Raw genomic sequence first — 16,101 nt, forward strand, 5'->3', positions numbered from 1 at the left:
GATTACCCCCAATTTACAAATACTTCTGATACAGGTTATACAGAATCAATTTCTCGTCCTCTGTCAGCGGCGCCTCCACATCGGTCTGGATGAAGTGGATTTTGAAGGCGCGAACGGCAGCCTCTGGGTTGCGCACATCATACCCAATGATACGCAGGGCGTCGTGCGGGTTGAAGTTGTTGGGCAGCACATGTTTCGGCACCGTCTCCATCACCAGCAACGGCGACGCATCCTTCTCGCCGCCTACCGGCACTTCGCGCAGCACCTGCTCCTTTGCCAGCACGTCCTCATCAAACCACAATCCGAAACCGTTGTCGGCCAAAGTCTTCCAAGGGAACAGCGGGCTTGGGTCCACCTTACGTACCGGGGCGATGTCGGCGTGGCCTATAAAGTTCTCGGTAGGTATACCGTGTTGTTTTTTGAGTTTACCCAGTACGGCAATGAGGCTGGTAATCATCTCCTCCGGGAAGGGCTCGGAGCCGTTGTTGTCGAGCTCAATTCCGATGGAGCTGGAGTTGAGGTCGGTGTTGTTACCCCACTTGCCTGCCCCGCCATGCCAGGCGCGCATGTGGTCGTGTAACATCTGATATACCTTGCCGTCGCGCCCAATTACGTAATGCGAACTCACCTGGGTGGAGGGTATGGTGAAGGTCTTCAGGGTCTGCTCGGTGGAGTTCTGCGCCGTGTGGTGGATGACCACGTAGTTGGGCTTGCGCAGGTTGAAGTTGGTGGTGCCCACCCAATAGTCCCCTTGCGGGTAGGTATGCTCCCCATCTGGTGCGGCAGGTATAGCCCGCAGCGATTTGGCATAGGCCTTGGCCTGTTTTTTATACGACTTATTGGTAGCGGCATAAGGGTTTGTGGCGCAGCTCGCCAGTAGGCTGCAGCCTAGCAACAGACTAAGTGCTTGCGTCAGAATACGTTTCATTTGGTGTCTACTTATTCAGTAAATATAAAAAATCAATTTGGCTATACCTGCCAGATTGTTATTTAGAAAGTTAGCCTATGCATAATCTGTTACTGTGCATGACGCCAGTTTGTAACTAGTGTTGCAGCTTTTAAGGTATAGCAATAGGCCTTGTTTCATAGCTTCGCCTGTGCGGCGGGCACCTCCTTTTTTCCTTGATGAAAAAAGGAGGCAAAAAAATTAAGACGCTCCTTCCTCGGGGGCCCTTACCCCCACTCGCTGAACGCTCTTAAAGAGGGTTCCTACCCCCACAGTGGAGCGTCAAGTAGTGCACCTGATAGATGGCTCTCTTCGTTGCTGCTGTTATAAAATATGCTTTGCTATACCTGCCAACTTGTGTGCTATAACGAATCCTTGTGACCAACAGTAGCGTCAGAAAGACCCCCTTCGAAGGGGGCGGGGGGATGTCAAGCGTTCCCAAACTCCCCTCCTAAATCAAGGAAGTACACTTATTAAGTGTCAAACCCCGCCTCTAGGTATACCCGCCGCAACATCGTATCTTTGGCTACTGATTGCTTACTTACTTTGCGTTCCCAATATTGCTTTTATTTGCAGGATTTGAAAAAATTCCCGCAAATAAAAATGCATTCGCCCGAAATCTGTTAAATTGCAGTGTATCTGATATCCTATTAACACTTATCACTTTGAAACCACACCATTACCTCTCGCTGGCCGTTGCGCTGCTGCTGACTTTTGGCACCAGTAACCTGCAGGGCCAGACCAACAAGGCAAAATCCGGCAAGGCTGCCGCCAAGAAAGCAACGGCTGCCACTTTCACCCCGGGCCGCGACGCCGACTTCCTGCAGCACACCAACAGCCGCTGGGTTGATTCCGTCATGAAAACCCTGACTCCCGAGGAGCGCATCGCCCAGCTCATCATGATTCCAGTGTACTCCAACAAGAACCAGGCACACATTGACTCGGTGAGCAACATCCTGAAAACCTACAAAGTGGGCGGTATGATTTTCTTCCAGGGTGGTCCGGTGCGACAGGCCAAAATGACCAACCGCTACCAACAGGAGAGCAAGGTGCCGCTGATGATTTCGATTGACGGTGAATGGGGACTGGCCATGCGCCTCGACAGCACCATCCGTTTCCCGTACCAGATGGCTTTGGGTGGTATCGACAATGAGCGCCTGATTTACGAAATGGGTGCCGAGATTGCCCGCCAGTGCCAGCGACTGGGGGTGCACGTGAACTTCGCTCCTACCGTGGACATCAACAACAACGCCAACAACCCAGTTATCGGCTTCCGCTCTTTTGGCGAAGACAAGTATAACGTGGCCAGCAAGTCGCTGGCTTACATGAAGGGCATGCAGGACAACCACGTGTTGGCCAGCGCCAAGCACTTCCCGGGACACGGCGACACCAACGTGGATTCACATTACGGCCTGCCGCTCATCAACTTCTCCCGCATCCGCCTCGACTCCACGGAGCTGCACCCTTTCCGCGCCCTCATGGACAAAGGACTGGGCAGCGTGATGGTGGCACACATGAACATCCCGGTACTGGACAACACACCGAACCTCGCCTCTACCCTCTCGAAACCGATTGTAACAGACTTGCTCAAGAATGAGCTGAAATACAAAGGACTGGTGTTTACCGACGCCCTCAACATGCAGGGTGTAGCCAAGTTCTACCCTCCAGGCGTAGTGGACGTGAAAGCTCTCTTGGCCGGTAACGACGTGATGCTGAACACGATGGATGTGAAGACAACCATTGAAGAAGTGAAGAAAGCCATCGCCAACAAGGAAATCACTCAGGCCGATATTGACGCCCGTGTCCGCAAAGTGCTGGCCGCCAAGCAATGGGTAGGCCTGGACAAGTGGGAGCCCATCGAGACGAAAAACCTGATTGCCGACCTCAACAATCCGCACGCGCAGTACCTGAACCGTCAGCTGACCGAAGCGTCGCTCACGCTGTTGCGTAACAAAAACAACATCCTGCCGATTCAAACGCTTGACACGTTGAAAGTGGCGGCACTGGCGATTGGCACGAAAAAGCAGACCGCTTTCCAGCGTGACCTCGCCCGCTATACCCAGGTAGACACGTTCTTCCTGCAGCCGACCAACTCCATTGAGGAGCTGTGGGCGATGAAAGAAAAACTGAAAGACTACAACCTGATTATTGCAGGCGTACACGCGTTGCAGCTCAAGGCGGGCAGCAGCAATTTCGGTATCACTGCCGAGATGAACCTGTTCCTGAAGGAGCTTATCCGCAACAAGAAGACTATTGTGAGCGTGTTCGGCAACGTGTATAGCCTCGCCGAAATGGAGAGCCTTGACAAAGCAGATGCTGTGATTGCGGCCTATCAGGAAAACGCAGTTACCCAGGATTTGGCTTCGCAGATGATTTTCGGAGGTATAGGCGCTACAGGCAAACTGCCGGTTACGGTGAGCAACTCCTTCAAGATTGGCGATGGCCTGTTGACCCGCGGAGGCTGGCGCCTGGCTTATTCCATGCCGGAAGCGGTGGGCCTCAAGTCGCAGGACTTGGCAGGTATAGATTCGCTCGTGCACCAGGCCATTCGTGAAGAAGCGGCTCCAGGCGCGCAAGTGCTGGTAGCCAAAGACGGCAAGGTGATTTACCACAAAGCCTTCGGCCACCATACCTACGACAAGGAACAGCCGGTACGTGTGGACGACCTCTATGACTTGGCTTCGGTGACCAAAATCAGCACCTCCATGGCCGCGCTGATGCGCCTCAAAGGCGAAGGCCGCTTCGACGAGAACAAGACGCTGGGCACGTACCTACCCATGGCTGCCGGCACGAATAAAGCCGACTTAAGCTACCGCGACATCCTCACGCACCAGGCCCGCCTGAAATCTTGGATTCCATTCTGGAAGGAGACTGTGAAGGAGAGCGGCAAGTTCAAGTGGCGCACGTTCAAGGCAGATTCTTCGGCCCGCTTCCCTATCAAGGTGGCCGATAGCCTGTACATCCATCGCAAGTACGCTGACAAGATATACAAGGAAATCATGGAGTCGCCGCTGAATGAGAAGCCGGGCTATGTGTACAGCGACCTATCGTTCATTCTGGCTCCGAAAGTGGTGGAGAACATCACCGGCGTGGGATTTGAGACTTATCTGCAGAACTCCATCTACGAGCCAATCGGGGCGACTACCCTCACGTTCAACCCATACAAGCAGTATCCTCTGTCACGCATTGTGCCTACGGAATATGAGCCGCACTTCCGCAAGCAGCTGCTGCACGGCACCGTGCACGACGAAGGCGCTGCCATGCTGGGTGGCGTGAGCGGCCATGCCGGCCTGTTCGGTAACTCCAACGACGTGGCCAAACTGATGCAGCTATACCTGAACGACGGCCTGTATGCCAACAAGCGCTATATCGCCGAGAATGTGGTACGCGACTACAGCAAATGCCAGTTCTGCGACCAGGGCAACTACCGCGCCCTGGGATTCGACCGTCCAGCCAAGCCAGGCGCGCCGAACAGCAATGCGGCACCAAGCGCACCGGCAGAGAGCTTCGGCCACTCCGGCTTTACAGGCACCTATACCTGGATTGACCCCGTGAACAACCTGGTGTATGTGTTCTTGAGCAACCGCGTAAACCCGACCCGTGAAAACAGCAAATTGAGCAAGCTCAACACCCGCACCGGCGTACTGCAAGTGGTGTACGACGCCATGGGCAAGAGCAAGGAAAAACAGCCCGCTGAGGCTTCTGTAAAGTAACAAATCAAGGTATAGCCGTCCCGTGAAAATGGGGCGGCTATCTTTTTTACACAACGCTTCATCATCGCTATACCTTAAACGCACTTCGATGACTAAACTCTCTACTGCACCTCCCCTGACGGCTGACGGTCTGTTGCGGCCGCAAACGTACGAGCGCTACTTATCGCTGGATGTCCTCCGCGGCCTTACCATCGCGCTGATGGTCGTGGTAAACAACCCCGGCAGTTGGGGCAGCATCTATGCGCCTTTTAAGCACGCCGCCTGGCATGGCTTCACGCTCACCGATTTGGTGTTCCCGTCTTTCCTGTTCGTGGTGGGCAATGCCATGAGCTTCAGCATGCGCAAGTTTGCAACGCAGCCTGACAGCGTGTTTCTGCGCAAGGTATTCAAGCGCACCGCCCTTATTTTCCTGATTGGCCTGTTCCTGAACCTCTTCCCCTTTATCACACGCGACCCGGAAGGAGCCATTGTACTGAAGGATTTCACAGCCGTACGCATCATGGGTGTGCTGCAGCGTATAGCGCTTTGCTATTTCATTGCCTCACTGACGGTGCATTACCTCAAGTTCAAGGGAGCGGCTATTTTCAGTGTGGTGGTGCTGTTGGGTTACTGGGCGGTTATGTATTTCTTCGGTGATTCCGCTGACCCATACAGCCTTGCTGGCAACGCCGCCCGCAAGTTCGATGACCTGATTATACCTGAGACCAACCTCTACAAAGGCTTCGGCATCCCGTTTGACCCGGAAGGTTTGCTGAGCACGCTGCCCGCCACGGTGAACGTACTGGCGGGTTACTTCGCCGGACTCTTCATCCAGAAGAGCGGCAACAACCTGAGCACCGTCTTCAAGCTGATACTGGCAGGCGCTGCGCTGGTGGCCGTGGCGTTGGTTTGGAATATCTACTTCCCAATCAACAAGCCGATTTGGACAAGCTCTTACGTGCTGCACTCGGTTGGCTTGAGCGTGATGCTGATTGCCGGGCTGATGCTGGTCATCGAAGTGCTGGGCATTGTGAAGTGGTCTTACTTCTTCGAGGCGTTCGGCAAAAACCCGCTCTTCATTTTCGCTTTTGCCACACTGGTTATCAAGCTCCTCAACTTCATCCGGATAGACGACATGAGTCTGCAGAAGTGGCTCTACACCAAACTTTTCCTGAGTTGGTCCGAAGGGGAAGCTGCCTCACTTATGTTTGCCCTCGCCTATATGCTGGTGATGTGGCTGGTGGGCTTCTGGATGGACAAGAAAAAAATCTATGTGAAGGTATAGCCATACCTGCCGTCACTGAAAACGCCTGTTCCAGCACTGGAGCAGGCGTTTTTGTTTGTGCCAACCAAGATATGGTTGGAAAGCGCTGTACTTACACAATCCTCTCTGACTCTTCAGGAGGTATAGGATTGTAGAAATCCCTCTAATCGCTCAGCCTACAAACCTGATTCGGACAAAATCAGTGTATATCCCTTTTATAATATTTCAAAAAATAATTTATATTTGGTTTTTAGCGATTAAAACAGGACAGGATGCTCAAGGAGGAACGGCAGGCTTTTATCATAAAGCAAATCAATCTGCACAACAAGGTGCTTTCATCGGATTTGAGTTTGAAGCTCAACGTGTCGGAAGATACGGTCAGAAGGGATTTGAACGAACTGGCTGAAAGCGGGCAGATTCTGAAGGTACACGGCGGCGCTCTCTCCAAATCCTTCCATTACCCGTTCAGCCAATCGGAGGTATACGCCAAGGAATCCAAAAAAGAGGTGGCCCGCAAGGTCATCAACCTGCTGAAAGATGGCATGAGCGTACTGGTGGGCGGCGGCACCACGATGATTGAGGTAGCCCGCATGATACCTGACACCCTGCGCAGCACCTTCTTCACCGTGAGCCCACTGGTGGCCCTGGAGTTGGCGGAGCGTTCCAACATCAACGTGATTCTGCTGGGCGGCCAGCTCTCCAAAAACTCCCACATCATGATTGGCGCGCAGGTGGTGAACCAACTCTCTGAAATCAAGGTAGACCTCTGCATCCTCGGCACCAACTCCCTCTCCGTGGAAGATGGCCTGACGGACTCCGATTGGGAAGTGGTGCAGGTGAAGAAAGCAATGATTCGCTCTGCCAAGAGAACCGCCATCATGAGCATCGCCGAGAAGCTAGGCTCTGACCAGAACATGAAGGTATGCGACCTGAACTCGATTCACTACCTGGTCACAGACCTGAACCCGAATGACGCAAGCCTGCGCGAGTATGCCTCTGCTATAACGGTGGTCTAAGAAGCCATTACGACATATAGCAAAGTAGCCGCGCCCGCTCTATTGGTAGAGCGGGCGCGGCTGCTTTATTTTATTCTTTTATAGGAGCGAGTAAATCAACCCAGTCTGACTAGATACACTCGTCTAGCATGTACACGATGGACTCGTAGTTCTTACCCACAGCCTCCGACATGGCCATTTCGCAGGTTCTGGCGGTGGAGTAGTAGCCGTCGTACTGGGTCTGTTTCACTTCCTGGGCTTCCGGCGCGGTAGCCGAGGCGGTGAGTTCTGGTACCAGGAAGCCGCGGTCGCCGGCCATGCCGCAGCAGCCCGCGTGCATGGGCACCGTCACCTGTTGTGCCAGTTGTTGGGCTATACCTACGAACTTCGCCTCCAGCCCCATCTTCTGCAGCGAGCAGACCGGGTGCACCACCACTTTGTTCTTCTTCTTCAGCACCTTCGCCTTGGGCAGTATGAAATCAGCAATGTAGTCGATGCTGTCTATGATGGTGATGGCGTCGAACTTCTCTCGGTTCTCCGGCGTGAGCACCGGCCGGCAGCTCTGCAGGGTATGCGTGCAGGACGTGATGTCGAGCACCAGCGGCAACCTGCCTCTGTCCGTCCACTCCCATACCTTCCGGATGGTCTCGTTGGCGGTGTGGGCGTAGGCTTTGCTATACCCTTTCGAGGAGAATATCTGGCCGCAGCAGGCGCTTTGCACATCCTGCGGTATCATGAACTTCACCCCCACTTTGTAAGAGATGCTCTTGAACGTCTCGATGATGTTCTTCTTCCCCTCCGTGGTAGTTCCCATGGTGCGGGAGATGCAGGTGGGGAAATACACTACGGCCGCTTCCTGTGGCGAATTGCTCACGCTGTTCATGGCTTCGGCTATACCTGGGGCGGGGGCCAGTTGGTTCGTCCAGAGCGGGAAGGCAGGTATGACTTCCTTCATGCCCTTGGTCAGGTTAGCCAATGTGTTGTCGCCAAAGAGCCTGTTCACCCCTGCTCCTGTTATCAAGCCAAACTTTACCGCTGATGTCACTGGCTTGAAGTTCTTGGCAACGAGCAGGGCCAGGTTATTAGCTAGGTCGCTGTGGCTTTCGCGCCGCAGGCGCTTCACCAGGTCACCGGTATTGATGTCCACGGGACAGGCGGTGGCGCACAGACCGTCCACGGCGCAGGTGTCCAGCCCATCGTATTGGTACTGGTGGAGGAGCTCGTTGTGCTGTTTCTTCTGCCCTTTTCGTTTCAGGTTGAGCAGCTCGCGGCGCACCACAATCCGTTGGCGGGGCGTAAGCGTGAGGTTGCGGCTTGGGCACTTGTGCTCACAGAAACCGCACTCCATGCAACGGTCCACCTCTTCCTCTACCTTAGGCAGCTCCTTCAGGTTCTGGATGTGGGCCTGTTTGTCGTGGTTGATGATAACGCCCGGGTTAAGCAGATTCCTTGGGTCCACCACCTCCTTCAGCGTTTTCATCACCTGGTATAGCTCCGGTCCCCACTCCGTCTCTACGAACGGGGCCATGTTGCGCCCGGTGCCGTGCTCTGCTTTCAGGGCTCCATTGTATTGATGCACCACCAGTTCCACCACCTCCCGCAGGAAGCGGTCGTATCGCTCAATCTCAGCAGGCGACTCAAATGCCTGCGTCACCACAAAGTGGATGTTGCCGTCTTTGGCATGTCCGAAAATGATGGCATTGGCGTAGCCGTGCTTCCGGAAAAGCTTCTGCAGGTCCAGAATGGCGTCGCCCAGTTTGTCTACCGGAAAAGCAATGTCTTCCAGGATAACAGTGGTTCCGCTGGCTCGCACCGCGCCTACGGCCGGGAACATGCCTTTGCGCACCTTCCACAGGAAAGCCTGTTCTATTGGGTCCGTGGTAAACACCGGTTGCTCCAGTATGGCCAGTTCTGTGGACAAATCCATAAAGGTCAGTATCTTCTCCTGCACCTCTCCCGCACTGTTCCCTTGGAACTCCACCAGCAGGGCCGCCGCCGTATCGGGCAATGTCTTGATAATGGCCGGTACGCCCACCATGTGCTCAATGGAGTGCAGCGAGGCCCGGTCCATGAGTTCTACGGCTTCAGCGCCAGCTACCGCAAGTGGCGCAATGGCCTGGCAGGCGGCGTAGATATCAGGGAAGTACAGCAGCGCCGTGGATTTGGACGGATAATCGGGTACCGTCTGCAGCACCGCCTCCGCTATGAAACCCAGCGTTCCTTCCGCTCCAATGAGCAGGTGCGCCATGATGTCGAGCGGATGCTCGTAGTCGATGAATGCGTTGACGGAGTAGCCGACCGTGTTCTTGGTCTTGTACTTGTGCCGGATGAGGTCGTGCAGCTGCGGGTTGCTCCGTATCTGCTGCTTCAGTTGCTGCAGCGTGTGGTATAGCTCCGGACACTCCTCACTGAAACGCAGGTAGTCAATCTCCGACTCCGTGGTGAAGGCCTTGCCGTTGGGCAACATAAAGCGAATGTACTTGGTGGTATGGTAGGAGTTTTTGCTCACGCCGCAGCACATGCCGCTGGCGTTGTTCGATAAGATTCCTCCTACCATGGCTGAATTGATGCTGGCTGGGTCCGGACCGATTTTCCGCTTATACCTGCGCAGGTGTGCATTCACGATGGCACCAATCACGCCTGGCTGCACCCGCACCTGCTTCCCTTCTCCCTCTACCTGCACCTGGTTCCAGTACTGGCTCAGGTCCACGAGTATGCCATCTGTTATGGATTGCCCCGAGAGGCTGGTCCCGGCCGTGCGGAAGGTGAGCGGGATGCCATGCTCCCGCGAAAAGGCGAAAAGTTTCTGTACTTCTTCCTCTGAAACGGGCTGCACCACGGCCTTCGGCCTGAGGTAATAAAAGCCCGCATCAGAAGCGTAGGACACGACATCAATCAGGCGTGCCCGTATGCGCGCTTTTGGCAATACTGCTTCCAAAAGCCTTTCAATTGTCATAGGGGGTATTGGCTTAGTAGGTTGTCTGCTTTACCTGAGGGCCTCTTTCTGCCTCTTTCAGTGCATCCATCATCTCTCCTCCGCCCGGTCTGCTGGTAACGAGCAGCAGCAGGAAGGTGATGGCCGCGTTGAATATAATCAGCTCAAAGCCCATCGCATAACCTGTCCACGCCACTGAGTTTGAATCCAGGAGGTAGGTCAGGAGCGGAGATACGATGCAGATGTAAGGCACCAGTTTGTCGGCAACGGCGCGTTTGTTGGCCATCCCGAAGGCGAACAAGCCCAGCAGCGGGCCATAGGTATAGCCAGCGGCCTTGAAGATGGCGTTCACCACAGAGTCGTCGTTGATGAGGCGGAACACGAGAATCACCAGCAGCATGACTACCGAGAAACCCACGTGCACCAGGTGGCGCGTACGAATCAGCTTGACGTCATCGTGATTCTCCTTCTTGGTGAAGTTCAGGAAGTCTACGCAGAAGGAGGTGGTCAGGGCGGTCAGGGCCGAGTCGGTGGTGGCGAACGTAGCCGCCGTCAGACCCAGCATGAAGATAACGGCCGGTATCAGGGCCATGTGGTTCAGAGCGATTTCCGGAAACAGGTGGTCCGGTGTGGCCAGGGCTGCTACGTCAATGCCGTTGGCCTCGGCATACATGTACAGCAGGGCACCCACGCTCAGGAAGAAGATGTTGATAGAGACGAAAACAGCCGTAAAGGAGAGCATGTTTTTCTGCGCCTCACCTATGTTCTTGCAGCTCAGGTTCTTTTGCATCAAATCCTGGTCCAGGCCCGTCATAGCGATGGTCACAAAGATACCACCAATGAAGTGCTTCAGAAAGTGGCTCTTGGACCCCAGGAAATCTTCCCAGAAGAAAATCTTGGAGTAAGAACTATTCTTGACGGCCTCAAAGGTCTGCACTACGTTCAGGTCCAGGCTGTTGGCGATAAAGATGATAGAAAAGATAACCGACCCAATGATGAACACGGTCTGCAAAGTATCGGTGATGACGATGGTCTTCAGACCGCCTTTGTGGGTATAGAGCCAAATCAGGATAAGGCAAATAGCCACTGTCGCCACGAAGGGCACGTTCCATGCATCAAAGATGAAGCGCTGCAGCACGATGGCCACCAGGTATAGCCTGAACGCGGAGCCGATGGTGCGGGAAACCAGGAAAATCATGGCGCCCGTCTTGTAACTCCAGTAGCCGAAGCGCTTCTCCAGGTAGGTATAGATGGAGATGAGGTTCATGCGGTAGTAGAGCGGCAGCAGCACGAATGCTATCAGGATGAAGCCCACCGTATTTCCCAGCACAAACTGGAAGTAGCCGAAACTGCTGTTGACCACCGCGCCCGGCACCGAAATGAACGTAACCCCCGAGAGGGCGGTGCCAATCATGCCAAAGGCCACAAAGTACCACTTGGAGTTGCGGTTGGCAATGAAAAAACTAGAGTTGTCCGAAGCGCCCCTGGAGGTATAGTACGATATACCGATGAGTACCGCGAAATAGCCTATCAGGAAGGATAGAAGGATGATTGGAGACATAATACAGTTAATTAATCAACTCAGAGACGAAAGAGAAAACAGCTTCTGCCCCACCCTTCGCCACCGAACATGATTGTAAGTTACTAAGTTTTGCCGACAAATAGGCAACGTTGCCAGCTCAAGAACCTTGTGCAGGTTTGTCATCCCCGTCAAAGGAGGACATGCCGCACAAGATTTGCCCTGTTGCTGTAATCAGGGTATAGTAAGAAGTCTAAAGTATATGCAGATAGACGTCGAACAGCCTATACCTCCCACCCAGCAGCTCCTGCAAATTTCTCATTTGAAGGGCGCAGGGAGATGTTGCACGCTATGCTGACAGCTGTTATTTCGACACCAGTACACTAGCCACGGCTCTGCGCACGCTGCCATGCTTCTCCAACAGGGTGGCGGCTGTCTGCTCGTCTGTGCCGGTCTCGGCCATCACCATGCGTACGCCCCGGTTATAAAGTTTGTGGTTGGTCAGTTGCATGTCCACCATCTTGTTGCCTTTCACCCTTCCAAGCTGAATCATGACGGCGGTGCTGAGCATGTTCAGCACGAGTTTCTGAGCCGTTCCGGCCTTCATGCGAGTGCTGCCCGTCACAAACTCAGGTCCGACCACTACCTCTACAGGGAACTGTGCCTCTGCCGCCACCGGGCTTCCGGTGTTGCACACGATGCAGCCCGTTGCCAAGCCATGCTCATTGGCCGTGCGCAGCCCGCCTATCACGTAAGGGGTCGTGCCCGATGCGGCCAGGCCCACCACTACGTCATGCTCATCCGGCCCATACTCCAGCAGGTCTTTCCAGGCCTGTTCGGCATCGTCTTCGGCAAACTCCACGGCTTTGCGTATAGCGGCGTCGCCACCGGCAATCAGACCTACCACCATATCAAACGGTACCCCGAAGGTAGGAGGACACTCCGAGGCATCCACTACGCCCAGGCGGCCGCTGGTTCCCGCTCCAATGTAAAACAGCCTTCCTCCTAGTTTCATGCGCTCAGCCACTGTCGCGGCCAGCTTCTCTATCTGTGGGAGGGCCTTCTCAACGGCTAGGGGCACGGTTTTATCTTCCCGGTTGATGTTCTCCAGCACTTCCCTCACGGACATCTTCTCCAGGTTGTTGTAGTTCGAGTCTTTCTCGGTTGTAATCTCCATTATGTTGCTTTAAAAAATTCTAACTGATTGCTATGCTCCCGCTATACCTTATCTCTGCTCCGGCTTGAACTCCAGGCAGGCAATCTTTCCATCCATTGTGCTCACAATCACCTTGTTTTTGCCCAAAGGCATGGCCGGGTTCATGAGGCTGTTCGAGCTCTTGTACTTCCAAAGCACTTCGCCGCTCTGCCGGTCAACGGCGCTGATCATGCCGGAGTGCGACGGCACGTATACCACCTTATCCTGCTCCACGATGGCCGAAGGCGCTAACTCATACGGCAGTTGCAGCGCCGACTTCCAATCCACCTGCAGCGTGTTGTCCGCGGTGGACACGCCGTATACCTGTCCGTCCATTGTTTTCACATACACCAGTTTGCCATCGTTCGAAATACCCATGGACTCGCGTACCCTACCTTCTTTCAGCTGCTCGCGCCATACCACCGTGCCTGTGTTGGCATCCAGTGCCGTCATGTAACGGTCGGGCGCCACAATGAAGATGCGTCCGTTGGCGGCAACCGGATAGCAGGCGGCCGGGGAGAACATCCGGTTGGAGGAGCCATTGCTCCACTTCCACGCCAGTTCACCTGTTTTGGCATCCAGCGCGTAGAATTCATTCCCCCAACTCCCGAAGTATACTTTGCCCTGGTACAGCAACGGCTTTGTCACCACAAAGCTGCTTACCTGGTCAAAATCCCATAACAGCTGGCCGCTCTTGATGTTCAGCGCCCGGAAATGGCCGTCTGATGCGCCAATGTACACCACACCCTGCTCTACAAGCGGCGAGCCGAGAACCGGTTTCTGCGCCTTGTATTCCCAAACCAACTTACCGGTCTTGGCCGAGAGGCAGTAGATGGAGTTGTCCGAAGAGCCCACCACTACATAGCCGTTGGCCACGGCAGGGGTCGAATAGATTTTGCCTTTGGTGCGGTAAGCCCACTTGCGCTTGCCTGTTTTTTGGTCGAGGGCGTAGATGAGTCCTGTGGTGTTCGTGGCGATGACCAGATTTTTATAAGAGGCAGTGCCTGCGCCCACGTCGCTGTCGTCCTGGTATTCCCAGACCAGTTTCACGTTGGGGTACAGCTTGTTCACGGCAAAGGAGGGCCTATGGTAAGTGGCTGTGTCATGCGCGAAATCATGCTTCGTCAAAGGCACCTGCAGCCAGACGGATTTTGTCTCGATGCCCGGCGTTCTGACGGCAAAGTTGGCAATGCCGCTGTTGAAGGTCACGATGTTGTAGCCCCCTATTTCTTCTTTGGCGCGCAGGTTGGAGCGGCCCATCACGGCAGGTATACCGTCGTATCGGTACTCGCGGTTGTTGTGGCCGTGGCCATGCAAAATGAGCTGTGTGTTCCTTTTTTTGAGGATATCCACCACGTCATACCAGTTGTTGAGTGAGGAGTCCTGCGGGTAATGGTTGAGGTAGATGACCGGCATACCTGGGTCGGGCATGTGGCTCAGCACCGAATCAAGCCATACCACGTTCTCGCGCGGAATCTGCCCCGGACCCATTCGCATGTTCGGACCGGAACTGGTGCCGGCAAAGAGGTAGCCTTTGTGCGTAAAAGCGAACGTCTCGGCTCCGAACACCGTCCGAAAACTGTTACCCCCGCTCTCTGACCAATTGGAATCGTGGTTGCCCGGCAGAATGTACCAGGGTTTCTTCAAGGTGTCGAATAGTTGTTTGGCCTGCTTGAGCTCCTCGTCGGAGCCAAACTCGGTGATGTCTCCGGTGATGACGACGAACTCCAGATTAGGATTGGCGTTGATGTCGGCAATGGTGTGCTCCAAGTCTTCCTGGGCCGTGGGATTTCCGACGTGGGTATCAGACACGAAAGCAAACTGAAAGGACTGGCCATGGCACAGGCTACTCAGCAGCAATAAGAAGAGTAAAGCTGTATACTTCCGTATGTTCATGCAGGTGTGACCAGTATCATAATCAAAGGGAGGCCGCAGCAGCCAGGCTGGCAGTGTACTCATCCTGCCCATGCTACTCCTACACGGTAAACTAGCGCAGAAAACCGCATAAAAGCGCATGAGCAAAACGAATACTGTCCCTTTATTTTGTATAAAAATAAGAAAACTATCTTTAAAGTTCACAACATTCAGCATTTTTTTTCTTGATAGCGGCACAAACACGCAAGAACCAGCTTTTACCATCTGAAAACTACTGCTTCTGAATAAGTGTCAAGCCCATTCAGGCTTAGTTATGGAGTGCGTTGCTTCGCCACCAGCTGCTGCAGGCGCGGAATCTCGTTGTACAACCTCGTTCCCGGGCAGCTAGTCTGGGCAAAGTCTTTGTGCGCCGCGATGCTGTCGGCCGGTATGCTATACCGCTTGGTCAGCGCCGGCACCAGCCGTTCCAGTGTCTTCATCTGTGCAGGTGTCAACTCCTCTTCCTCGAAATTCCCCTCCACCACCACCAGCAGGTGCCCAGCCGGGTCATAGGACGTGTTGGAATCACCGGCGTAGTGAATGTCCCGGCCCTCTCCTACCGCCCCGTGCACATCCACATACAGGTGATAAGGAATGTCGGCCCAGGCGGGCTTCATCCTACCATCGGCCAACGGACTGTCCTCCTGCGAGAACTTCTGAAGCGCCCGCAGTTTGTCCTCTAGCGAACGGTCTGGCAATTGGGTCGTGGCGGTATGGTGCAGGGTGAGCCGTGTCAGTCGGTGCGCGCGCATGGGCAGCACGGGAGCCTTGGCTCCCCAATCCTCACGCGACAGAAAGGCTATACCTTCCGGCATGAGTGACGTGGTGTTAGTGGCAGGTCGCTGACAGCCGATGAAGACAACGACAGCACATGCCAGTAATAGAATACGCTTCATTTTGAACAACTTTTGGTTCTCAGGTGACAGCTATACCTGCGCATACCACCTATGTATTTTATTTTTCGAGCAGTTCATCTATCCTCACTAATCGGTAGCCTTTCTGCTCCAACTGCGTCAGCAACTCGTCCAACCGGTGGTAGAACTTGTCCTGTCGCCGGGGGTCCGTACCGATGTGCAGGAGCAGCAGGAAACCATTCAGCCCGTTCCTGTCTTTGGCTTCGTAGGCCAGTATGGACTTCAATATGGTTTCAGAACTCACATATCGGTTGCCCATCTCTGGCCAGGTATAGTCGGCGGCGGAACGGGTGCCCGGGCTGAAGTTCACCAGTTGCAACCCTTCCTGTTCCGTCCAGTCGGTAACTGTGCGGTTGTACCATTCATAAGGAGGCAGAAAATAGGGGGCATCCTTTTTATGTATTCCAAATTCCGCCATCCTTTGGTAGTTGCGCTGCAAGTCCTCCGCGAACTGCGGCTGAGTCACCAGCAGACTGTCCCGCTTCTGCCAATCACAATAAAGCAAATGTTTATCCGAGTGCGCCCCCAGGTAGTGCCCGTCCTTTTTCAGACTTTGAATCAGCGGTCGGAAAGCTGGGTTCCGGTAGAAGCGGCCCGTCAGGAAAAACGAGGCCTTCGCCTGGTGCTTCTTCAGCGCCTCCCGGATGGCGTCTCCTCCGTCTGCAAACTCATCCCCGGTAAACACCAGCGCTATTGCCCTAGAAGCAGTACCTCCCCGGATGATGGC

At 54.4% G+C, this 16,101-nt stretch carries 10 protein-coding genes; 3 read left to right on the forward strand and 7 right to left on the reverse strand.

Features of this window, described 5'->3' with window-relative positions; translation table 11 throughout:
- Nucleotides 1-13 precede the first annotated feature (13 nt).
- Nucleotides 14-928, reverse strand: a complete 915-nt coding sequence (locus tag B051_RS0117115; protein WP_026236481.1) for an N-acetylmuramoyl-L-alanine amidase — start codon at nucleotides 926-928, stop codon at nucleotides 14-16.
- Nucleotides 929-1,611: 683 nt separating this feature from the next.
- Between B051_RS0117115 and B051_RS21575 the strand changes: the two genes are divergently transcribed.
- From B051_RS21575 to B051_RS0117130, 3 genes are all read left to right on the forward strand, one after another.
- The gene (locus tag B051_RS21575) at nucleotides 1,612-4,659 is read left to right on the forward strand and encodes a glycoside hydrolase family 3 N-terminal domain-containing protein (RefSeq protein ID WP_018479448.1); all 3,048 of its coding nucleotides are present in this window, start codon (nucleotides 1,612-1,614) and stop codon (nucleotides 4,657-4,659) included.
- A gap of 88 nt (nucleotides 4,660-4,747) precedes the next feature.
- Nucleotides 4,748-5,923: an acyltransferase family protein gene (locus B051_RS0117125; RefSeq protein ID WP_018479449.1), complete on the forward strand. Its 1,176-nt coding sequence runs from the start codon at nucleotides 4,748-4,750 to the stop codon at nucleotides 5,921-5,923.
- Nucleotides 5,924-6,174: 251 nt separating this feature from the next.
- Nucleotides 6,175-6,918, forward strand: a complete 744-nt coding sequence (locus B051_RS0117130; protein ID WP_018479450.1) for a DeoR/GlpR family DNA-binding transcription regulator — start codon at nucleotides 6,175-6,177, stop codon at nucleotides 6,916-6,918.
- 109 nt (nucleotides 6,919-7,027) lie between these two features.
- On the opposite strand, the gene B051_RS0117135 is transcribed toward B051_RS0117130, so the two are convergent.
- The 6 genes from B051_RS0117135 to B051_RS22905 form a co-directional block, all read right to left on the reverse strand.
- Nucleotides 7,028-9,853, reverse strand: a complete 2,826-nt coding sequence (locus tag B051_RS0117135; RefSeq protein WP_018479451.1) for an FAD-binding and (Fe-S)-binding domain-containing protein — start codon at nucleotides 9,851-9,853, stop codon at nucleotides 7,028-7,030.
- Between the two features lie 13 nt (nucleotides 9,854-9,866).
- Nucleotides 9,867-11,393: a sodium:solute symporter gene (locus tag B051_RS0117140; RefSeq protein ID WP_018479452.1), complete on the reverse strand. Its 1,527-nt coding sequence runs from the start codon at nucleotides 11,391-11,393 to the stop codon at nucleotides 9,867-9,869.
- A 322-nt stretch (nucleotides 11,394-11,715) separates the two neighbouring features.
- Nucleotides 11,716-12,528, reverse strand: a complete 813-nt coding sequence (gene murQ / locus B051_RS0117145) for an N-acetylmuramic acid 6-phosphate etherase (protein WP_018479453.1) — start codon at nucleotides 12,526-12,528, stop codon at nucleotides 11,716-11,718.
- Between the two features lie 48 nt (nucleotides 12,529-12,576).
- On the reverse strand, nucleotides 12,577-14,505 hold the full coding sequence (locus B051_RS0117150) for an outer membrane protein assembly factor BamB family protein (RefSeq protein ID WP_018479454.1): 1,929 nt from the start codon (nucleotides 14,503-14,505) through the stop codon (nucleotides 12,577-12,579).
- 227 nt (nucleotides 14,506-14,732) lie between these two features.
- Nucleotides 14,733-15,356, reverse strand: coding sequence for a peptidoglycan recognition protein family protein (locus B051_RS0117155; protein ID WP_033317006.1), 624 nt, complete (start codon nucleotides 15,354-15,356; stop codon nucleotides 14,733-14,735).
- A 58-nt stretch (nucleotides 15,357-15,414) separates the two neighbouring features.
- The gene (locus tag B051_RS22905; protein WP_245539652.1) at nucleotides 15,415-16,059 is read right to left on the reverse strand and encodes a polysaccharide deacetylase family protein; all 645 of its coding nucleotides are present in this window, start codon (nucleotides 16,057-16,059) and stop codon (nucleotides 15,415-15,417) included.
- Between the last annotated feature and the right edge of the window lie 42 nt (nucleotides 16,060-16,101).

Source organism: Pontibacter roseus DSM 17521, from assembly GCF_000373265.1.
Lineage (GTDB): Bacteria > Bacteroidota > Bacteroidia > Cytophagales > Hymenobacteraceae > Pontibacter > Pontibacter roseus.